General features: G+C 54.7%; 16 protein-coding genes. 7 read left to right on the top strand and 9 right to left on the bottom strand.

Annotated elements, in window-relative coordinates; all coding sequences use genetic code 11:
* The first annotated feature begins 156 nt into the window (after nucleotides 1-156).
* The gene (bglX, locus tag DD586_RS12070) at nucleotides 157-2,472 is read left to right on the top strand and encodes a beta-glucosidase BglX (protein WP_012885104.1); all 2,316 of its coding nucleotides are present in this window, start codon (nucleotides 157-159) and stop codon (nucleotides 2,470-2,472) included.
* 116 nt (nucleotides 2,473-2,588) lie between these two features.
* On the opposite strand, the gene DD586_RS22285 is transcribed toward bglX, so the two are convergent.
* The gene (locus DD586_RS22285; RefSeq protein WP_012770198.1) at nucleotides 2,589-2,696 is read right to left on the bottom strand and encodes a membrane protein; all 108 of its coding nucleotides are present in this window, start codon (nucleotides 2,694-2,696) and stop codon (nucleotides 2,589-2,591) included.
* A 217-nt stretch (nucleotides 2,697-2,913) separates the two neighbouring features.
* Here DD586_RS22285 and dinG point away from each other — a divergent pair, with 217 nt between their 5' ends.
* From dinG to DD586_RS12045, 4 genes are all read left to right on the top strand, one after another.
* Nucleotides 2,914-5,031 carry an ATP-dependent DNA helicase DinG gene (gene dinG, locus DD586_RS12060; RefSeq protein WP_012885103.1) on the top strand — a complete coding sequence of 706 codons (2,118 nt, stop codon included), beginning with the start codon at nucleotides 2,914-2,916 and terminating at the stop codon, nucleotides 5,029-5,031.
* 220 nt (nucleotides 5,032-5,251) lie between these two features.
* Entirely contained in the window at nucleotides 5,252-6,220 is a 969-nt protein-coding gene (gene ybiB / locus DD586_RS12055) for a DNA-binding protein YbiB (RefSeq protein WP_012885102.1), read from the top strand.
* A gap of 30 nt (nucleotides 6,221-6,250) precedes the next feature.
* Complete coding sequence (locus tag DD586_RS12050; protein ID WP_012885101.1) at nucleotides 6,251-8,116, top strand: M3 family metallopeptidase; 1,866 nt, start codon at nucleotides 6,251-6,253, stop codon at nucleotides 8,114-8,116.
* 266 nt (nucleotides 8,117-8,382) lie between these two features.
* Entirely contained in the window at nucleotides 8,383-9,660 is a 1,278-nt protein-coding gene (locus DD586_RS12045; RefSeq protein WP_012885100.1) for an acid phosphatase, read from the top strand.
* A 100-nt stretch (nucleotides 9,661-9,760) separates the two neighbouring features.
* On the opposite strand, the gene DD586_RS12040 is transcribed toward DD586_RS12045, so the two are convergent.
* The 6 genes from DD586_RS12040 to rhtA all read right to left on the bottom strand — a co-directional run bounded on the left by DD586_RS12040 (nucleotide 9,761) and on the right by rhtA (nucleotide 16,350).
* Nucleotides 9,761-11,488 (bottom strand): DUF1349 domain-containing protein, encoded by a 1,728-nt coding sequence (locus DD586_RS12040; RefSeq protein ID WP_012885099.1) that lies wholly within the window; start codon nucleotides 11,486-11,488, stop codon nucleotides 9,761-9,763.
* Nucleotides 11,489-11,720: 232 nt separating this feature from the next.
* The gene (gene glnQ, locus DD586_RS12035; protein WP_012885098.1) at nucleotides 11,721-12,443 is read right to left on the bottom strand and encodes a glutamine ABC transporter ATP-binding protein GlnQ; all 723 of its coding nucleotides are present in this window, start codon (nucleotides 12,441-12,443) and stop codon (nucleotides 11,721-11,723) included.
* Nucleotides 12,440-13,099, bottom strand: coding sequence for a glutamine ABC transporter permease GlnP (glnP, locus tag DD586_RS12030; protein ID WP_012885097.1), 660 nt, complete (start codon nucleotides 13,097-13,099; stop codon nucleotides 12,440-12,442). The genes glnQ and glnP overlap by 4 nt, the downstream gene beginning before the upstream one ends.
* A gap of 155 nt (nucleotides 13,100-13,254) precedes the next feature.
* Nucleotides 13,255-14,001, bottom strand: a complete 747-nt coding sequence (glnH, locus tag DD586_RS12025; RefSeq protein WP_012885096.1) for a glutamine ABC transporter substrate-binding protein GlnH — start codon at nucleotides 13,999-14,001, stop codon at nucleotides 13,255-13,257.
* A gap of 501 nt (nucleotides 14,002-14,502) precedes the next feature.
* Complete coding sequence (gene dps / locus DD586_RS12020) at nucleotides 14,503-15,006, bottom strand: DNA starvation/stationary phase protection protein Dps (protein ID WP_012885095.1); 504 nt, start codon at nucleotides 15,004-15,006, stop codon at nucleotides 14,503-14,505.
* Between the two features lie 462 nt (nucleotides 15,007-15,468).
* Nucleotides 15,469-16,350: a threonine/homoserine exporter RhtA gene (gene rhtA, locus DD586_RS12015; protein ID WP_012885094.1), complete on the bottom strand. Its 882-nt coding sequence runs from the start codon at nucleotides 16,348-16,350 to the stop codon at nucleotides 15,469-15,471.
* A 373-nt stretch (nucleotides 16,351-16,723) separates the two neighbouring features.
* Between rhtA and ompX the strand changes: the two genes are divergently transcribed.
* Nucleotides 16,724-17,239, top strand: coding sequence for an outer membrane protein OmpX (ompX, locus tag DD586_RS12010; RefSeq protein ID WP_012885093.1), 516 nt, complete (start codon nucleotides 16,724-16,726; stop codon nucleotides 17,237-17,239).
* A gap of 69 nt (nucleotides 17,240-17,308) precedes the next feature.
* Here the strand turns inward: ompX and DD586_RS12005 are convergent, their stop codons facing one another.
* On the bottom strand, nucleotides 17,309-17,803 hold the full coding sequence (locus DD586_RS12005) for a MarR family winged helix-turn-helix transcriptional regulator (protein ID WP_012885092.1): 495 nt from the start codon (nucleotides 17,801-17,803) through the stop codon (nucleotides 17,309-17,311).
* A gap of 96 nt (nucleotides 17,804-17,899) precedes the next feature.
* On the opposite strand from DD586_RS12005, the gene DD586_RS12000 reads away from it, so the two are divergent.
* Entirely contained in the window at nucleotides 17,900-19,081 is a 1,182-nt protein-coding gene (locus tag DD586_RS12000) for an MFS transporter (RefSeq protein WP_012885091.1), read from the top strand.
* Here DD586_RS12000 and DD586_RS11995 read toward each other — a convergent pair.
* A complete protein-coding gene (locus DD586_RS11995) occupies nucleotides 19,078-19,992 on the bottom strand; it encodes a LysR family transcriptional regulator (protein WP_012885090.1) in 915 nt (304 codons plus the stop codon). The two genes, DD586_RS12000 and DD586_RS11995, sit on opposite strands and share 4 nt — an antisense overlap.
* Nucleotides 19,993-20,026 lie beyond the last annotated feature (34 nt).

Below are 20,026 nucleotides of genomic sequence, written 5' to 3'. Positions count from 1 at the left end.
AGCCCTTGTGTTGTGTCACACCGTCGGCGGGAAAATGTGTGATAGCCATTTTTCCGCTGGCGGTTTTGTGGCACATTAGCCGCCTTGTTAACCACACACTCATCGGGCAGCGTGTCGCACCCTAACTGGCAACTGCACAAGGAATTCGCAATAACAATGAAATGGTTTACTCCACTGGCGCTTGCGGTCGGTTTGGCCTGTAGCCCGCTTTGGGCGCAAACGCCTCTGCAACAGACAGCTGCGCCACAGGCAACGCCCGCTCACCAGCAACAGCGCGATGCTTTCGTTAACGACTTAATGAAAAAAATGACGCTGGATGAAAAGATTGGCCAGCTTCGTTTGATCAGTGTCGGTCCGGATAACCCGAAACAGGCCATCCGCGAAATGATCCACAACGGTCAGGTCGGTGGGATTTTCAACACCGTCACCCGGCAGGATATTCGCGTGATGCAGGATCAGGTGATGCAGTTAAGCCGCCTGAAGATTCCGCTGTTTTTCGCCTATGACGTGGTGCACGGTCAGCGTACCGTTTTCCCGATTGGGTTGGGCTTGGCTTCCAGTTGGGACATGAATGCCGTCGAGCTGTCGGCAAAGATAGCGGCGTATGAAGCCACCGAAGACGGCCTGAACATGACCTGGGCGCCGATGGTGGATATCACCCGCGATCCGCGCTGGGGCCGTGTTTCCGAAGGTTTCGGTGAAGATACCTATCTGACCAGTGAAATCGCGCGCATGATGGTAAAAGGTTTTCAGGGGGATGACCTGACCGGTCGTCACTCGCTGATGACCAGCGTCAAACATTATGCGTTGTATGGCGCGGCAGAAGGCGGGCGTGATTACAACACCGTCGACATGAGCCCGCAGCGCATGTTCCAGGAGTATATGCCGCCGTACAAAGCCGCGATTGATGCCGGCAGCTACGGTGTGATGGCCTCGCTCAACTCTATCAACGGTGTACCGGCGACCGCCAACCGCTGGTTGCTCAAAGATGTGTTACGTGACCAGTGGCATTTCAAAGGCATTACCATCAGCGACCACGGTGCTATCAAAGAACTGATCAAGCATGGCGTGGCGGCAGACCCGAGTGATGCTTCGCGTATCGCGGTGCAATCCGGTATCGGTATGAGTATGAGCGACGAGTATTTTGCGCGTTACCTGCCGGATCTGGTGAAGCGCGGCGTGGTCAGCATGAAAGATATCGATGATGCCTGCCGCCAGGTGCTGAACATGAAATACGACATGGGCCTGTTCGAAGACCCGTATCGTCACCTTGGCCCGGCTGGTTCCGACCCGGTGGATACCAATGCCGAAAGCCGGTTACACCGTGAAGAAGCGCGTGATGTGGCGCGTCGCAGCCTGGTGCTGCTGAAAAACCGTCTGGATATTCTGCCGCTGAAAAAATCCGGCACGATCGCGGTTGTCGGCCCGCTGGCCGATAGCCAGCGCGATATTATCGGCAGTTGGTCTGCCGCCGGACGTAAGGCGCAGGCAGTCACCGTATATGAAGGCATCCGTAAAGCCGTCGGGTATAACGCCCGGGTTTACTACGCTAAAGGCTCGAACATCACCAATCATCCGGGGTTGATCAAATTCCTGAATGAATATGATGAATCCGTGGTGGTCGACCCGCGCTCACCGCAGGCAATGATTGATGAAGCGGTCGACGTGGCGAAGAAATCTGACGTGGTGATCGCGGTCGTGGGGGAATCTCAGGGGATGGCACATGAAGCCTCCAGTCGGGCCAAAATCACTATTCCGCCGGAGCAGAAAGCGCTGATCGCCGCGTTGAAAGCAACCGGTAAACCACTGGTACTGGTGCTGATGAATGGCCGTCCGCTGGATCTGAGCCGTGAAGATCAGCAGGCGAACGCGATACTGGAAACCTGGTTTAGTGGTACCGAAGGCGGCAATGCCATCGCCGATGTGCTGTTTGGTGATTACAACCCATCGGGTAAATTGCCGATGACCTTCCCGCGTTCAGTGGGTCAGATCCCGATGTACTACAGCCACTTGCCAACCGGTCGTCCGTATTCAGCCGACGCGCCCAACAAATACACGTCGCACTATTTTGACGAGGCCAACGGGCCACTGTATGCGTTCGGTTATGGCTTAAGTTACACCACCTTTGCGGTATCCGATGTGAAGCTCTCCAGCCCGACGATGAAACGTAACGGCAGTATTACCGCGTCGGTGACGATCACCAACACCGGTAAACGGGCTGGCGAAACCGTAGCACAGCTGTATCTGCATGATGTAGTGGCGTCGGTTAGCCGTCCGGTGAAAGAACTGCGTGGTTTCCAGAAGGTGATGTTGATGCCGGGTGAAAGCCGCACCGTGACATTTACCCTGTCGCCGAAAGATCTGATGTTCTACAACGCACAGATGCAGCAGGTGGTGGAACCGGGCAAGTTTGACGTGATGATTGGGCTGGATTCCCAGCGTGTGAAAACCAGCAGCTTTACCTTGCTGTAAAGACGGTGGGTTGAGCCCGTTAAGGGTGATAAACAAAAGCCCCTGCGATATTGGCAGGGGCCTGACAGGAAAACCGGCTGCACGGCAACAGGCGGCCGGGACTGACCGGTTCGGTGTTAGCCGCCGTGCACGATAATAATATACCCCACCAGCATCACACCGCCGATGCCGCCTAACGCGCACAACGCAAACAGGCTGACGACCCCCAGTTTTTTGATATTCATCCGGTTATCCTTTTGTTACGCCCCGGTAATGGTGACGTTCCGGCGATTATAGAGACTCCGCCATCGGATACAAGCCAGCCGCACGTGTTGCTATTAATCCGTTACAGGGCTGATAAATGTGACAACGTCACAATATCAAGATGGCAAAACTGTGCTTGCTGACGTTGCCGTTGGTCTGTGGGACAATACCCGCCAGATTGAACGACAGTGAGATGGCATGACCCTGACCCCCGCGTTAAAGCAGCAGATTGGCGAATGGTATAAAGCGCTGCAACAGCAAATTCCTGATTTTGTCTCCCGTGCGCCGCAGCGTCAGATGATCGCCGAGGTAGCCAAAGCGCTGGCAGGGGACTACCCGCGTCATCTGGTGATTGAAGCGCCGACCGGTGTGGGTAAAACCCTGTCGTATCTGATCCCCGGCATTGCTGTTGGCCGCGTTGAGCTGAAAACGCTGGTCATCAGCACCGCCAACGTGGCGTTGCAGGACCAGATCTTCAACAAAGATTTGCCGCTGTTGCGCCAGTTCATTCCTGAGCTGAAATTCACGGCGGCGTTTGGTCGCGGGCGCTATGTGTGCACACGCAATCTGGCGGCGATGGCAACCGAGGCTTCAGCACAGGGCGATTTGATGTTGTTTATGGATGATCACTTGCCATCCAGCCGTGAAGAGCAAACCACCAGCGCCCGGTTGCAACAGGCATTGCAAAGCTACGCCTGGGATGGGTTGCGTGACCATTGCCAGGAGTCTATCGACGATGGATTATGGCAACGCCTGAGTACCGACAAAGCCAACTGTCTGGGGCGTAATTGCCATTATTATCGCGAGTGCCCGTTCTTTCTCGCCCGCCGGGAAATTGAAGACGCCGATGTGGTGGTGACGAATCACGCGCTGGTGATGGCGGCGATGGAGAGCGATTCCGTATTACCGCAGGCAAAGAACATGCTACTGGTACTGGATGAAGGTCACCATGTGCCGGATGTGGCGCGCGATGCGCTGGAGATGTCCGGCGAGGTGACAGTCAGCGCGGTGCAACATCAGATGGATCAATTGATTCAGCAGGTAGGGATGTGTCTGGCGCAGTTCCCGCCCAAGTCGTCACCCAGACTGATGCAACCGGATAGGCTGGGTGAGTATTGCGGTGAAATTCGTGAACAGTTGCAATTGTTCGATCGCCTGAGCAGCCTGTTTCTGCCTGCCGCCCAACCCGATGCCGACTACCGTTTCCCGATGGGGGAATTGCCAGACGAGATGCGCGAGTGCTGCAATCGGTTATTCAAACTGACGGATAGCTTGCGCGGTCTGGCGGAGTATCTGTTAAACGACCTGGCGGAAAAAACCGGTAAGCATGACGTCGTGAAGTTACACCAGGCAATGCTGCGTATCAGTCGACTCAATGGTTATTGGGAGGCGCAAAGTAAGTTATGGCGGCTGGCGGCGCTGGAGAAATCCTCTAACGCGCCGGTGTCGAAATGGTTGCAACGGGAACGGCGTGACAACCAGTTGCACCTCTATTTCCACTGCGCGGGTATTCGCGTGTGCGACCAGTTGGATCGATTACTGTGGCGTAATGTGTCACATGTAGTGATCACCTCGGCGACCTTGCGCTCGCTCAACAGCTTTTCCCGCCTGAAAGAGCTATCCGGGTTGGATGAAGAGGAGGGCGATACTTTTATCGCGCTGGATTCACCGTTTAATCACCGCGAACAGGGTAAGTTGGTGATCCCGCAGATGCGTCATGAACCGCTGATTACCCAGGAAGCGGAACATCTCGCCGAGATGGCGCGTTTTTTCCGTGCGCAACTGCAGCGCGACGTGCATAAGGGCATGCTGATGCTGTTTGCCAGCCAGCGTGCCATGCAGCAATTTCTGACCGAGGTGCCGGACCTGCGGCTGATGTTGCTGGTGCAGGGCGATCAACCGCGTTACCGGCTGGTGGAATTGCATCGCCAGCGGGTACAGCAAGGGCAGACCAGCGTGTTGATTGGCTTGCAGTCTTTCGCCGAAGGGTTGGATCTCAAGGGCGAATTGCTCTCGCAGGTACACATCCACAAGATTGCCTTTCCGCCGATCGACAGCCCGCTCATCCTGACGGAAGGTGAGTGGCTGAAAAGTCTCAAACGCCATCCTTTTGTGGTGCAAAGTTTGCCCAGTGCGTCCTTTAGCCTGATTCAACAGGTCGGGCGATTGATTCGTAGCCACGACTGTTTTGGTGAAATCGTCATCTACGATCGTCGCCTGCTGACCAAAGGCTACGGGGCCCAGTTACTGGCGGCGTTACCCGTTTTTCCTATCGAACAGCGTGCGATGCCAGATGAGATGCCTGATGATAAGTAGCTCGCGGTTTCAACGTGCGCTATCAGCCGCATCAACAGTAAACAGCAACAGTTGACCCGCTTTCCTTGCTGCTCCCATCGGGAGCGGCAACGGTGATTTCACACTTCCCCTCAGACCAATTCATGCTATGTTTCCAGTGTGTTATCCCACATAACCGGGGCTACCCACTCGCCCGTTCGAGGGCATCGTTTAACCATCGCTTTACCAGTGAGAGCAGATCATGGATTACACCCACATCATTAAAGAGGTTGGTCGCGGCAAAAATCATGCGCGCGATCTGAACCAGGACACGGCGTATCAACTGTATGGTCATATACTCAATGATCAGGTACCGGAGCTGGAGCTGGGTGGGCTGTTGATTGCATTTCGCATTAAAGGCGAGTCTGAAGCCGAAATGCGGGGCTTTTATCAGGCGATGCGCGAGCAGACGCTACACCTGTCTGTACCGGCCAACAGGCCGATGCCGGTGGTGATCCCCAGTTATAACGGCGCACGCAAACAAGCTAACTTAACGCCATTGCTGGCGATGTTGCTGCACCGCCTGGGGCTGCCGGTGGTGGTGCACGGTGTGAGCCACGACCCAACCCGCGTGACCAGCGAGGCCATTTTTCGTGAACTGGGCCTGATGCCGGTGAGTGATGCCCAGTCGGCACAGCAACGGCTTGATGAGGGCGAGCCGGTGTTTATGCCGGTGTCGCTGTTGTGCCCGGCCATCGAGCATCAGTTGGATTTGCGCTGGCGTATGGGGGTGCGTAATAGCGCGCATACGCTGGCCAAGCTGGCTACGCCGTTTGATGAAGGTGCGGCGTTGCGTCTGGCAAGCGTGTCGCACCCGGAATACGTCGGCCGGGTGGGTACCTTTTTTCAGGACATCAACGGCCGTGCGTTATTGATGCACGGCACGGAAGGCGAGGTGTACGCTAACCCGCAGCGCTGCCCGGAAATGTATTTCATCCGTGAACAGCGCAACGACCTTTTGCAGGTTCGTCAGGATATCGCCGTCGATCGCTCAGCACTACCTGCTGATAAAGACGCGGTGACGACGGCCCGCTGGACACAAGCCTGTCTGGCCGGGGAACAACCGATACCGCAAGCGATTCGGCTGCAACTGGCGTGCTGTCTGGTCGGGACCGGCGAAGCCGCGTCGATGGAGCAGGCGGTGTCGACAATACGAAAACGACTGGGTTGAACATAACGATTAACGATAAGGAACAACCACATGCAACAGGCTAAGGCGTATTTTGACGCCCTGAACCGTGATTATCTGGCGGTGCATCAAACGAAAGAAGATCTTTTCTGGCAATGTTACATGGGGACTGGCGACGAGACTGTTGCCACCCGTTTTGCCGAAGCGGAAAGTGCCTGGAAACGCTTTATTGCACAATCCTCACGGCTGGCCGAATTGCGCCAACACATGGCGACGGTTGAGGCTGAGCCTGCCAGTGAAGCGCGTGACGCGCTGTTGCATGGGTTACGCGGCTGGTATCGTTTTTTTGACTGCAATGTGATTGAAGACCCGAAGGCGCAGGCGCTAATGGATGAGCTGATTGCCGCTGAGCATGCGTTGTTCGCCCGCCGCAAAACCTATCAGCCCATGCATGTTGACGAGCAAGGGGAACTGGTTGCTGCGTCGCTTGGCGAGTTGCTGACCAACCAGGCCACCAATGATAACGAGGCGCATCGCCGCAGCTCGCAACAAGCGCTGCGTGATTTAGAACAGTGGCTGGTCAAGCACGGATTTCCAGAGCTGGTCAGCCTGCGTAACCGCTTTGCGCGCCAGATGGGGTATCGCAACTACTTTGACTACAAGGTCAACAAGACCGAGCGCATGACGCCGGAGCAGTTATTCGCCATTCTTGACCGCTTCGAAGAACAGACCCGGGAGGCCAACCTGCGTAGTCTGCGTCAACTGGCGGCGGAGAAAGGCGAGGACGCATTAACACCGTGGAACGTGCGCTATGCCAGTACCGGTGATGTGACCCGGCAGATGGACCCGTACTTTCCATTTTCAGCGTCGTTGTCCCGCTGGGTCGATAGCTTCAAACGTCTGCATATTGGCTTTAGTGGGGCACAAATGCAGCTCGATTTGCTGGTACGCAAAGGGAAATATGAAAACGGTTTTATGCACCAGCCGGTGCCGCCGTTTGTCGACCAAGGCCGGTGGTTGCCTGCGCGCATCAACTTCACCAGTCTGGCGCAGCCAGATCAGGTCGGCAGTGGTGCCAACGGTATCAACACGTTGTTCCATGAAGGGGGCCATGCGGCGCATTTCGCCAATATCCGCCAGAATGCGCCCTGTTTTGCTCAGGAGTTCCCGCCGACATCAATGGCTTACGCCGAAACGCAGTCGATGTTTTGCGACAGCCTGTTGCAGGATGCCGACTGGCTCAAGCGCTATGCCTATAACGCACAAGGCGAGGTGATCCCCGATGCGTTGATTCAGGCGGATATCCGCGCCCGCCAGCCGATGCGGGCGTTCAACGAACGCCACATTTTGCTGGTGCCGTATTTCGAATGGCAGTTGTACTGCATGGAGGATGAGGCGCGCACGCCCGAGGCGATTTTGCAGCTGGCCCGCGATACCGAGCAACGTATTCTCGGCATTAGCGGCAGTCCGCGCCCGACGATGGCGATCCCCCATTTGTTGTCGATGGAGTCAGCCTGCTCCTATCAGGGCTACCTGTTGGCGACGATGGCAGTAGAGCAAACGCGGCACTTCTTCCGTCAGCGTGATGGCTATTTGACGGATAACCCGGCGATTGGCCCGGATTTGACGCGCCATTACTGGCAACCCGGCAATAGCCTGAGCCACGATGAAACGCTACGCAGCCTGACGGGCGAAGGATTCAATCCAGACTATCTGGCCCATGAGTGCAACCTGACGGTTGAGCAGGTGTGGCAGCAGGCACAGGTCACCATCGCCGCGGCGATGGCGCGCCCGCAACCCGCGGCGGATTTCCCCCTCAACGCCCATATCCAGGTGGTGGATGGTGATACGGTGCTGGCAGATAATCAGGACGGCGATGACCTCATGTGTCAGGCATTCGCTCGTGTGATTGAGGAAACTTATCTGCTTCATGCTTGAGTATGTACAGGCGCTGTGGTGAACCACAGCGTCTGTCTCACCGCGCCATCTCTTGCGTTCCCATAACCCTTTTATATCGCTAAACCGGTGCGGCTCTCTCGCGCCATCACAAACCCCTGCCTATACTGGTCTGGTGGTTATTTGCAATCAATTTGCAATGAAAGTGCCTGTTATTAAAAAAGTTTCACTGAACTGTCATCAGCAGCGCTTAGGCTGATGCTGTTTCTGTCTTTGACGATATCCGTGACAATAAAAAAGGACATATCATGCGCTATTCTTACGTGTTTATGGCGGTGGTTTGCTCACTGGCGACAGCCCAGGCGCAAGCCGCTTCCCGTAGTGACACCCAGTTGCCGCAGATAAGCCTGCTGCAAACTACCACCGAGGCCAGCAATAGCGCGCCGGTGATTGAAATGCAGCAACGGGTGCAGCAGTACCTGCAAAAAGCCCTACAGGGAACCGCGCCAAAGCTGACTCGCGCCGTGCTGGATAAAGCGCCGGATCAGGGGGAACCGCAGGGTGATATGAAATGGTTGAAAGCCACCGGTTACGTGTTCAACCCGAAGGACCAGCAGCAGGCCAGCGTGAAATTGCTGGAAGGGTTCAGAACCCTGCCAGCCGAGGTGTTAGCGAAAAACCTGGCAACCGTTGAGCGCATTAATCTGGAAGCGACGCTGCCATTGCGGCAGAAAGCGCTGATTGATGCTGAAAATACCCGCTATCTGTATGCGCTGGCAGAAGCGCTGGGGCCGAAATTGGGCAAGGCGTTTCTTGCTGTCTACCAGAAAGGTGAAATCGGCAAAGCCGCTGCGTTGATTAAAGCCACTAACGTCAGTACCTCTGCGGCGAAAAACGCGTTTAACTACCCGCGTCCGTTCAAACACGAGGGTAACAGCATCCATCTGGTGCCGGATACCGCTGTCGTGGCGGACAATGCGCTTTACACCGCATCGGGTGGTTCATTCCCGAGCGGGCATACCAATGGCGGCTATAACGATGCACTGCTATTGGCGCAGATGCTGCCAGAGCGTTTTGTGCCGCTCCTCGACCGCGCCGCCACCTACGGATATTCCCGCTTGGTGTTGGGGGTGCATTACCCGCTGGATGTCATCGGTGGACGTATGACTGCCGAGCGTAGCGTGGCGCATTTCCTCAATGACCCGAAATACCGTGTGTTGTTCAACGAGGCGAAAGCCCAGTTGCGGGCCGCGCTGGAAAAAGCCTGTGGCACGACAGTGGCGGAATGTGCCAAACCGCAGGGTAAAAACGACCCTTACACCGACCCGGCGATGAAGTCATTCTACCGTTACACCATGACGTACAACCTGCCGATGGCGAAGGTGAAAGCCCAGCCGGTCAAGGTACCGGAAGGCGCTGAGGTGTTGCTGGAAGGGCCGTTGCCTAAGTTGAGCGCTGCCCAACGTCGTGCCTTGATGGTAAAAACCGCCATTGCCGACGGCTATCCGTTGTCCTCCGGTGGACCGGACGCCAATTTCTGGCAGCGCCTGAACCTGCATGACGCGGTGGAAGCTGCGAAGAAATAAAGAATTCCCTCTTCACTGAGGGAAATCATGGTGAGCGATGAAGAGAGGCGAAATTCACGCCTCTCTTTTTTTGTGGCTATACCCAACTGCAACGGGGCGGCTAGCGCTCAATACTCACGTTATCGAAACTGACTTTCCCGCTGTTATGGCGTGACGAGAGTACCAGCCCGACGTACAGCGTATCGTTCATATTTTGATTGATGACTTTATTGAGCGTAGTCCAGCTCTGCCCATCGCTGGATACCTCAGAGATAAAGGCGTTGCCATCACGAGTTAATCGTAACCAGGTCGGCTGACTGCCATTTTCAGATTTGGCAAACCGTCCCCTGCTACCCGTGGCGCTGGCCTCTTTACTGCGCCATTGCGACATCGCGCCGGATGAGGCGATATAGCCAGTCAGCATGTAAGCACTGCTGTCGGATAGGGTATTACGCATCATCACACCGGCTTTGGCGTAAGGGTCGCTATAGCGCAGGTCTATCAATCGTGCGGTAATGCTGCCGTCGCCCTTCAGTTTTTGATACACAAAATGGACACTGTCAGACTCTGCCCACATATCGCCGTTATGCGCTTGCAAAGCGATCACGTCATGATCTTCGCTGGCGGAGCCGGGCGTGTCGGCTTTCCCGATATCCTGCTGCGTCCAGTTGCCGCTGAGTGCCGCGTCGGGTGGAGTGGTGACCGTGACCACGTTGGAGTAGGCGGAATCCCCAGCTTGATTGTAGGCTTTGACCCGAAAGGCGTAAGTCGTGTTGGGCTCCAGCGTCCCGACCTCGATTGAGGTGGCGTTCGGCCCCAGCGATTTGGCACTGGTATAGACTGCACCAGCGTCATAGTGATGGGGCGTAGTGTCATAGGACCCTTCGCCGAAAGTACCAGCATACGAATATTCAACGACGAAGCCGCGTTCGTTGTCCGAGCAATCATTCCAGTCCAGTTGTACCACCGAGCTGGAGATAACGCCTGCCGTCAGACTATCGGGCGAGGCGGGGGGCTTATCTGCGCCGGTATAGGGATCCAACGAGATACCGTCGCGTAGCGTGGCGGCGTTAATGCGATAGCGCGTTGCCGCCAGTCGGTTATTCACCTCGGCCAACGTCAGCGGTGTGATACTGATATCGTAATCCACCGGGCCTTCGCGCTGGGTAAGGGTCGCGGTGCCGTCCAGATAGAAAATCTCGTTGAGCCACAGACTGGGCATGATTTCACCGTTACCGGCCGCTGCGCCGACGGAGAAAGGCACCAGAGGATTGCCGGTGCTGGTTTGGATACCGGCGTTCCACAGCGCAGAGCGACCGGGTGCGCCATCAAAGGGGTAATCTGGCGCGTAACGGCCGGTTAACGCCACTTTTTTGATGAAACCCTGCGAGGTGGTCACCAGTGGTGCATTTTCTGCCAGCAAGGTGCCGCCATGATTGAAATAGTTCAGTTCCCAGTGCATCAGAAAATACCCCTGGCCGGTCAAAGTCAGGTGCTCTCCGGCGTGTAGTAACAGGTACTTTCCTTCTTTTGAGCCTTTAACCGGTTCAACGTACTTATTGGCTTCACCGTCGTTGTCGCCGACCAGCGTGACGCCACTGGTCGCTGGTCGTTGGTACAGGCCGTTGATCTTCGGATAGGACAGATCCTGACTGCCTTTATCGAATGCGGAATTATTGAGCGTGGAAGTACTAAACGTGGAAGTACTGGATGAGGCGACGGTGTCAGCACTGCGTTGCGTATCGACCGTGGGCGGCGTGTCGTCCGCGAGTCCATATGCGCTGAAAAACAATCCGCCCAGCAGGGCGCTGAATCGGCGTCGGGAAAGGCGAGAACGGGGAGTTTTCATGCGTACATCCTGGTGAACTGATAACGTATTGATTTAAAAGTGATATGAATAATGCGTGACAAACGTTTCGTGCAGCGTATCGGAATCAGGAAAAAATGCCAAATCCGGTAGCATCAATCTCGGAATAGTCGGACATCGTGTGGTGATAATAGCAGCAACAGTGAAGGGCAGTCAGAAGGGGTCAGAAGTCAGTACTGACGGCAGCCTGGTCAAGGCCGCCGTCACTGCGCTATCAGGATACGTGTTGCAGGAACTCACGCAGACGATCGCTGGGCGGATTGGAAATCAACTCATCCGGGTGACCATCTTCGGCGATGCGGCCTTTATCGATGAAGATCAGGCGGGAGGCCACTTTCTGGGCGAATCCCACTTCATGGGTCACGATCACCATGGTCATGCCTTCTTCAGCCAGATCCTTCATTACGTTCAGGACTTCGTGACGCAGCTCTGGGTCCAGCGCCGAGGTGGGCTCATCAAACAGCATCAGTTTCGGTTTAACCGCCAATGCACGGGCGATAGCCACACGCTGCTGTTGACCGCCAGAGAGCTCGGAAGGGTAGTGGTGCGCACGTTCTGCCAGACCCACTTTACCCAATAGCTCGCGTGCCAGTTTTTCCGCGTCGGCTTTGCTGGCGCCACGAACCCGAATCGGGCCGAAGGCCACGTTTTCGAGTGCCGTCAGGTGTGGGAACAGGTAGAACTGCTGGAACACCATACCCGCTTCCTGACGAATCAGCCGTTCGTCCACTTTCGGGCTGTTGACAGTCAGACCATCCACCACCAGCTCACCGCTGGTAATCTCTTCGAGCTTGTTGATACAGCGCAGCAGGGTGGACTTACCCGACCCTGACGGCCCGATAATCACGACGACTTCACCCTGTTTAATTTGCAGGTTGATATCGTGCAGCACCTGCGTCTGGCCGTAGTGTTTCGATACGTTTTTAAATTCAATCATATAATTTTCAGTCTTGTTTCCAGCCAGCGTAAAACGGCACTCAACACCAGCGTTATCACCAGATAGATGATGGCGACTGCACTCCAGATTTCCAGTGCGCGGAAGTTACCGGCAATGATTTCCTGTCCCTGACGGGTCAGCTCTGCAACGCCGATGACGATAAATAATGAGGTGTCTTTAATACTGATGATCCATTGGTTGCCCAGTGGCGGCAGCATGCGACGCAACGCCAGCGGCGCGATAACATGACGCAGGGTGTCACGACGGGACAACCCCAGTGCCAGACCCGCTTCAGTAAAGCCTTTGTGGATAGACAACACCGAGCCACGGGTGATTTCCGCGATATAAGCGCCCGAGTTGATCATAATGGTGACCACAGCCGCGCTAAACGGGTCGATGCGTATCGAAGTCAGCAGCATCGGCAGCGCGAAATAGATAAACATCACCTGTACGACGATCGGCGTACCACGGATGATTTCGATAAATACCAGCGCGATACGGTTGGACAGCCAGCCGCCGTAAACACGGGCAAACCCTGCCAGTACGCCAATTATCAGCCCCCCCAGCAGACCCAACACCGAAATCAGCAGGGTCATTTTCGCCCCTTCCAGCAGAAGCGGGATGGACGGCCAGATGGCACTCCAGTCAAACTGCATGAACATTCTCCAGCAATAATCATTCTGTAATAGCAAGGTGCCGAACGGCCTGGCCGACGGCACCCTAAATGCTATTAAGCGGATACGTTACTCAACCTGGTACATCGTTAACCAGGTAACACGCATGCTCAGCACGCGTGTTGTGTTTCCGCTGGTTATTTCGGGTCAGTACCGAACCATTTCTTGTAGATAGTGGCGTAGGTGCCGTTGTCACGCAGGGTTTTCAGCGCCGCGTTCACCTTGTTGCGCAGGTCGTCGCTGCCTTTCGGGAACGCCACACCGTACTGCTGTGCTTTGATGGAATCGCCTACCGCTTTAAACTTGCCATTGCCTGCGGTTTTGATGAAGTAAAGGATATTCGGCGTGTCGTGCAGCACGGCATCGGCGCGGTTGGTGCCGAGTTCCAGATAGGCGTTGTCGATGTTCGGGAACTGACGCAGCTCTTTGGTTTTGATGTTGGCTTTCGCGTAGTCGACAGAACCGGTGCCGCTCTTCACTGCCACGACTTTACCGGCCAGATCCTGCTCGCCTTTGATGTCCTGATTGTCGGCACGCACCATCACCAGCAGGCCGCTGTTGTAGTAACCGTCCGAGAAATCGATTGCGTGCTTACGCTCTTCAGTAATAGTTATGCCAGCCAGCGCCAGATCCACATTGCGGGTTTGCAGTGCCGGGATGATCCCGCTGAAATCCATCGGTTTCAAGGTATAGGTCAGGTTCAGCTGTTTAGCGATGGCATCCCACAGGTCGATATCAAAACCGACATATTTGTCGCCTTGCTTGAATTCAAACGGTACGAATGCTGTATCGGTTGCTACGATGAGCGGTTTCTCGGCGGCCTGACCGGACAGGCTGAAGGCCAGCGCTAATGCGGCCAGTGAAGATTTAAATAACGATTTCATCAAAACGTCCTTCCTCTCGTTGGTTATATATTCCACTGTCTCACCGCACCTCACAGGTGTGTTGCACCCGCTCCGGCATGTCGGTATGACGCTGATGGCACGGCATCGGCTAGGGTCGCCCGCCGTGCTGCCGTTGACGGTGCGGCGGAGAAAACAGGGGGAGTCGTTGCCAAAACAGGACGGGTAGACCCGCTAATAATTATGGTGCTTCCATCAGAAACGCCTATGGAACGCGCTGCTATGAATAACTGAATTGCGCAGGGGACACAACCGTTGATTACGTTCAAAGGGCAATATTGCTAACAAGCGCTAATTTTTTGTACATTTTTTGGCTACCATACATGCATTTTGAGTAGTGATGCAAAAAAAATGCATATTATTTCATGACGTCTGATGATGTCAGAATCGTGGAAAATGGGGCAGAGAGAACAACGGTGAAGGGGAAGTGCTGATAACAGTCGGGGAAACCCGGCGGCAGAGCCGCCGGCAGTGATTGATGAATTATTCGATGTTAGCTTCGATAAACCACAGGTACTGATCCAGATCGCGGGAGGCAGCAGTAAGCATGTCGGCGGTATCTTCGTCCTGCGCCTGACTGATGGCTTTACGAACCGCATTGGCAACAACGGCATAGCGATCCGCCAGCGCTTTCAGATGGTCTTGCACGCTGTGGAGCGTCAGTGGGTAGCTGGCTAACGCCGTATTCTGATGGATGACCTGTACTGTGCCGGTTGCTACGCCGCCCAACTGCACTACGCGTTCGGCGAAGGTATCCAGATGGGTCACCAGCGATGTGCGGAAGGTATCCAGCATTTCATGTACGGCGATGAAATTGGCGCCACGCATATTCCAGTGCGCCTGTTTGGTAATAAGCGACAGATCGGTAAAGTCCACGACCAGCTGGTTGAGCAGGGCGATGGTCGAGGCTTTAACGTTATCGTCCAGATCGTTACGGGTGAAAATAAGGTCAGCAGATGCTGCTTTTACCAGTTTGGCTGTACGCATAGTGTTATCCTCTTTATTTCTTCTGTTGCTGATAGTGATTCTGGCTTTCAACAAAAAGAATTATAACAGCCGATATCAGTCGGGGATGCTCAGTTCGGTCTATTACAGGAATAGCTTCAGTCAGTGAGAAATAACGCGCCGTTGGCATGTTATTTATCGCTCACATCACTCGCTAAAAAAGCGAAAGCAGATCGGAGAAGGAGGGCGAGTGATTTATGTTGCCAGCCTGATGACGAAAACAAGAAGGTTAACTTCACATTTAGTGCTATTGGAATAATCCACTGATTTTCTGAATACGGTGGTTAATAACACATCAGCGAAGAATGACACTCGCGACTGACGGCAGTGAAGATAACCAACGCACTATTTCCCAGCCGGATGACCGGTGGGAAATTATTTTTCAGCCAGGGTTACACCGTAATGATGGGTCAGTATCGCAGACCAATACTGACAACTGATGTTTTAGGATGTGGCAGAGGCGCTACGTGTTTTTACGCTGAGCGTGGTGCCCAGAGACGCAATAATAATGAATGCCAGCGCCAGCCACTGCGTGAGGGTCAGGTGCTCATTCAAAAACAGTATGCCGGATAAGGCTGCTACCGCAGGCTCCAGACTCATCAATGTGCTGAAGGTGCGCGTTGGCAGCCGGGTCAACGCCATCATTTCTAATGTGTAGGGTAAGGCGGTAGACAGTACCGCTACGGCAATTCCGATGGGTAAGATGCTCATCGACAATAAGCTGCTGATATCGGAAAACAGCAGCCCAATCGGGCAATACACCAGCGCGGCGATAAGCGAGCCCATCGCGACAGTACTGGCCCCGTGGCTGGCACCTGCCTTTTGGCCGAACAGGATATAGCCTGCCCAGCAGGCCCCTGCGCCCACAGCGAAAGCCGCACCGGCGAGATCGACATTATTGACGTGCTGGCCGAGCGGTAACAGCAGCCACAGCCCAGCGGCGGCCAGCGCTATCCACACGAAATCCAACACCCGGCGCGAGGCCAGTATTGCTACCGCCAGTGGCCCGGTGAATTCCAGCGCTACTGCAATACCCAGCGGTACGGTGCGCACCGCCAGATAAAACAGATAGTTCATGCCGCCCAGCGTGATGCCATAAATCAGCAATGGCAACCGGTTGGAACCCGCGCGTAGTCGCCAGGGTTTGAACGCTATCAGTAAAATCAGCGAGCCTATCGCCAGACGCAGCACCGTCATGCCGGATGCGCCGATCAGTGGAAAGACAGTTTTGGCCAGCGCGGCCCCCGTCTGGATGGACAGCATGGCGATGATGAGCAGTAATACTGGCAACAGAACGGAGTTTTTTAATGCGGAAATCAAGGTCATTGCAGGGCCTTAACATTCAGTGGGGCAATCGGGGAAAAGCAGGCAATAAATGAACAAATTATTCTCGCTTAGTTTACTCTTGTTGACCTTAATTTACTCTCACTTTGAAAATCTTTTTTTTGATATAAAATCAGCCTGAAAATTAATCAAAAAATTAAGAAAACTCTGTATCAAAGAACAGCCTGTTATTATTTTTTTCATGCAAAAATGAACTTTGTTTTTTGTTTTAAAACAGTCGATTACCTTGATATTGAAAAAATTTGTTACATGTTTATCCTAATTGAAAAATAATAACCAGGCAGCATGCGCCCTAATTTTTTGTTATATTTACCTCGCTTAAATCTTCTTTGGTAAGATAAATTCGAGGCATATTATGAAAAAAATCGCGTGTCTTTCCGCTTTAGCTTGCGTTTTGGCTGTAAGCGCTGGTTCTGCTGTCGCTGGTGAAAGTACTGTTACTCTGGGTTATGCTCAGGGCGACGCTCAGAGCGTGCAGAACAAACTGCCGGGCTTCAACCTGAAGTACCGTTACGAGTTCGATAATAGCCAACTGGGCGTGGTAGGTTCTTTCACTTACCTGCAAGACAGCCAGACTATTGACTCCACCTACAACAAGAACCAGTACTACGGTTTCAGCGCAGGTCCGTCTTTCCGCTTCAATGACTGGGCAAGCATCTACGGTCTGGTGGGTGTGAGCGCAGGCAAGTTCACCTTCAACCAAACTGACGGTTCTTCCAACAACCGCACCAGCGATGCTGGCTTTGTGTATGGTGCTGGTCTGCAGTTCAACCCGGTTCAGAACGTTGCCTTTGATGTTGGCTACGAACAGAGCCGCATCCGTAGCGTTGACGTGGGCAGCTGGAACGTTGGCGTAGGCTACCGTTTCTAATCGCACCCAGTGCGACAGGTGCGGTGTAACCACCGTACGCTTAAAAATCCGCCCGTCCGGGCGGATTTTTTATTGCGGTGGCAATCCTGCCAGTAATTTTTTGAGCAACACATTCAGCTGTTGCTGTTCGTCTGCATCCAGTGATGCCAGTAGTTGCCGTTCGTTATCAATATGCAGCCTCAGCAGCGCCTCCACCTGTTCTCGCCCTTTTTCTGTCAACCTCACCAGGGTGCCGCGTCGGTCTTGCGGGTTACTTTGACGCACGACCCATTGTGCCTGCTCCAGCCGGTCGATACGGTTAGTCATACCGCCTGATGACATCATCAGCGCTTCGTACAGTTGCGTGGGGGTCAGGGCGTAAGGTGCGCCACTACGTCGCAATGTGGCCAGTACATCAAATTCACCGGGACGCAGACCGAACTGCGCAAACAGCGGATTGAGATGATCCCGTTCCAGCCGCAACGAGGCTTCAAACAGCCTTCCCACCAGTTGCATCGGGAACGGATCAATATCCGGTCTTTCCCGCTGCCATTGCTCATATGCGTTATCTGCTCGATCAGTCATACGTGTAATTTATCTTGACGTTAAGATTCTTTTTGTGAAGATATTCTATGGGTAAAATGTATCGTTGCTCAAGTATCAGGAGCCACAGGGAGCGCTATGTCACACGCAATTCGTGCCAAATCACTATGTTTTGTCGTTATTACCGTCATGTTACTGGGACTTAACCTCCGTCCGGTGCTGGCCGGTATTGGGCCACTGTTGTCACGGATTCAGGCGGATACCGGCATGGGGGATACGCAGGCGGGTCTGCTGACAACGTTGCCGGTGTTCGCTATGGGAATCTGTGCCTTGTATGGTGGGTGGTTGCAGGCCAGGGTGGGTGAATACCGGGGGATCGGGATCGGTATTGTCGGCATTGCGGTTGCCAGCCTGCTACGCTGTTGGTTAACTGGCACCGCCGGGTTACTGCTGACCGCGGCGTTAGCGGGTATCGGTATTGCGTTGATTCAGGCGTTGATGCCGTCGTTTTTACGTCGTAGCTTCAGTCAACAAAGCAGCCGCCTGATGGGGTTGTACACCACCGCGATTATGGCGGGTGCCGCGCTGGCGGCCGCCAGTGTCTCGCCGCTGGCCGATGTGATGGATTGGGACGGTGCGCTGGCAATATGGGGCGGTCTGGCGACGCTGGCTGCCATGGCCTGGATGATCACCGTGTCGCTCAATCCAATGCCGAATAACGCACCGCACTCGAAGGCGGTTACCACATTGTCGCGTAGCCGGGCGTGGGCGTTGATGATCTTTTTTGGTATCGGCACCGCGGCCTATACCCTGGTGCTGGCCTGGTTGCCGCCGTACTACACCCAGCTTGGCTGGAGTTCGGCCCATAGTGGCCTGCTCCTGGGCGGGCTGACGCTGACAGAAGTGGTGGCCGGGTTGCTGGTGTCGTGGCTTATCAACCATGTTCCTGACCGGCGCTATCTGTTGCTGCCGGTGTTGCTGTTGCTGTTGCTGGGCATGGCGGGCCTGATACTGGCACCGCTGACGCTGGTGCTGCCGATTATGATTGCTCTGGGGCTTGGGATCGGTGCGTTGTTTCCGCTATCGCTGATTATCGCGCTGGATCAGGTGGACGACCCACGTCAGGCCGGGGCATTGATGGGGTTTGTGCAAGGCGGTGGTTACCTGATAGCCAGCCTGATGCCACTGCTGGCTGGATTCATCCGGCAGCATACCAGCGGGTTGAATCAAGCCTGGCTGATTATGGCGGCAGGTGTTGTCGTCTTGATCCTGATGGCGTTGCGTTTTGGTCCACGCCGTCCGGTTCCGGCATCAGCCTAACGGCGTGAAAACGCCAACTGAGGCGTCAGGAACAGATTACGGAAATATTCCCGAACCGCCTGCATGGCCGGGGTAAACTCGGCGTCACGGTACCAGGCTAGCCCGACGCTCATCGGGTGAACCTTGTCTTTTAGCGAACGGGTCTCGATACGCCGCCCCTCAAGCGACCAGGGGCGGTACACCAGATCAGACAGTATCGCCACACCTAACCCATTCGCCACCATGCTGCGCACCGCTTCCACTGAGCTGGTGCGTAACATCACCTTCGGGCGGTGTCCGCTGGATTCCCAGTAACGCATCGCACTGTGGTCCGCCTCATCGACGGTCAGCATGATAAAAGGCTCGTCGGCAACATCCGCCAGGCTCACTTCCGCTTTATCACACAAAGGATGCCGACTGGGCAGCCATAAACGTCGCTCGGAATTAAACAGGGTTTCTGAGGTGATTTCCGGATGCGTGAGGTTAGCCGTCAGCACTAACGATAGATCCAACGAGCGGTCCAATAACCCCAATTCGATATCCTGCCGCTCACGTTCGTTGAGATGCAAGGTGACGTGTGGAAAACCGTCAGACAGCCGTTGCAGGTGAAAGGGCAGGAAGTAGCCCATGACCGTGTAGCTGGCGGCGATATTCAGTGAGCCGCTGATCCGGTTGTCAGTTAACGGGATGTTCATGGCGTCGTTCACACTGCGCAGCACCGCATAAGCGTGATTAAGGAAGTAACTGCCGTTTTCCGTCAGCGTCATACCGTGTACCGAGCGTAGGAACAGCGGTTTCCCCAGCAGGTGTTCCAGCTCCTGAATAGCGGTCGTAACCGCCGACTGCGAAATGTTGAGATGAATCGCCGCCTGTGAGATTTGGCCCATCTCGGCAGTGGCGATGAAGTAGCGGATCTGACGCAATGTGACCATGACCGGTTCCTTATCGATGAGCGTTCTGTTTTTC

Source organism: Dickeya parazeae Ech586 (assembly GCF_000025065.1).
Taxonomy (GTDB): Bacteria; Pseudomonadota; Gammaproteobacteria; order Enterobacterales; family Enterobacteriaceae; genus Dickeya; species Dickeya zeae.
Note: the sequence above shows the minus strand (reverse complement) of the source record. Positions and strands in the feature narration are given on the sequence as shown.

Bases quoted from the DNA above. Each gene is read 5' to 3' on its own strand.
- DD586_RS11995 (WP_012885090.1), bottom strand. From the start codon at position 19,992: ATGGTCACATTGCGTCAGATCCGCTACTTCATCGCCACTGCCGAGATG.
- glnQ (WP_012885098.1), bottom strand. From the start codon at position 12,443: ATGATTGAATTTAAAAACGTATCGAAACACTACGGCCAGACGCAGGTG.
- bglX (WP_012885104.1), top strand. From the start codon at position 157: ATGAAATGGTTTACTCCACTGGCGCTTGCGGTCGGTTTGGCCTGTAGC.
- rhtA (WP_012885094.1), bottom strand. From the start codon at position 16,350: ATGACCTTGATTTCCGCATTAAAAAACTCCGTTCTGTTGCCAGTATTA.
- ybiB (WP_012885102.1), top strand. From the start codon at position 5,252: ATGGATTACACCCACATCATTAAAGAGGTTGGTCGCGGCAAAAATCAT.
- dps (WP_012885095.1), bottom strand. From the start codon at position 15,006: ATGCGTACAGCCAAACTGGTAAAAGCAGCATCTGCTGACCTTATTTTC.
- ompX (WP_012885093.1), top strand. From the start codon at position 16,724: ATGAAAAAAATCGCGTGTCTTTCCGCTTTAGCTTGCGTTTTGGCTGTA.
- glnH (WP_012885096.1), bottom strand. From the start codon at position 14,001: ATGAAATCGTTATTTAAATCTTCACTGGCCGCATTAGCGCTGGCCTTC.
- DD586_RS12040 (WP_012885099.1), bottom strand. From the start codon at position 11,488: ATGAAAACTCCCCGTTCTCGCCTTTCCCGACGCCGATTCAGCGCCCTG.
- dinG (WP_012885103.1), top strand. From the start codon at position 2,914: ATGACCCTGACCCCCGCGTTAAAGCAGCAGATTGGCGAATGGTATAAA.
- DD586_RS12005 (WP_012885092.1), bottom strand. From the start codon at position 17,803: ATGACTGATCGAGCAGATAACGCATATGAGCAATGGCAGCGGGAAAGA.
- DD586_RS12000 (WP_012885091.1), top strand. From the start codon at position 17,900: ATGTCACACGCAATTCGTGCCAAATCACTATGTTTTGTCGTTATTACC.
- DD586_RS12050 (WP_012885101.1), top strand. From the start codon at position 6,251: ATGCAACAGGCTAAGGCGTATTTTGACGCCCTGAACCGTGATTATCTG.
- glnP (WP_012885097.1), bottom strand. From the start codon at position 13,099: ATGCAGTTTGACTGGAGTGCCATCTGGCCGTCCATCCCGCTTCTGCTG.
- DD586_RS22285 (WP_012770198.1), bottom strand. From the start codon at position 2,696: ATGAATATCAAAAAACTGGGGGTCGTCAGCCTGTTTGCGTTGTGCGCG.
- DD586_RS12045 (WP_012885100.1), top strand. From the start codon at position 8,383: ATGCGCTATTCTTACGTGTTTATGGCGGTGGTTTGCTCACTGGCGACA.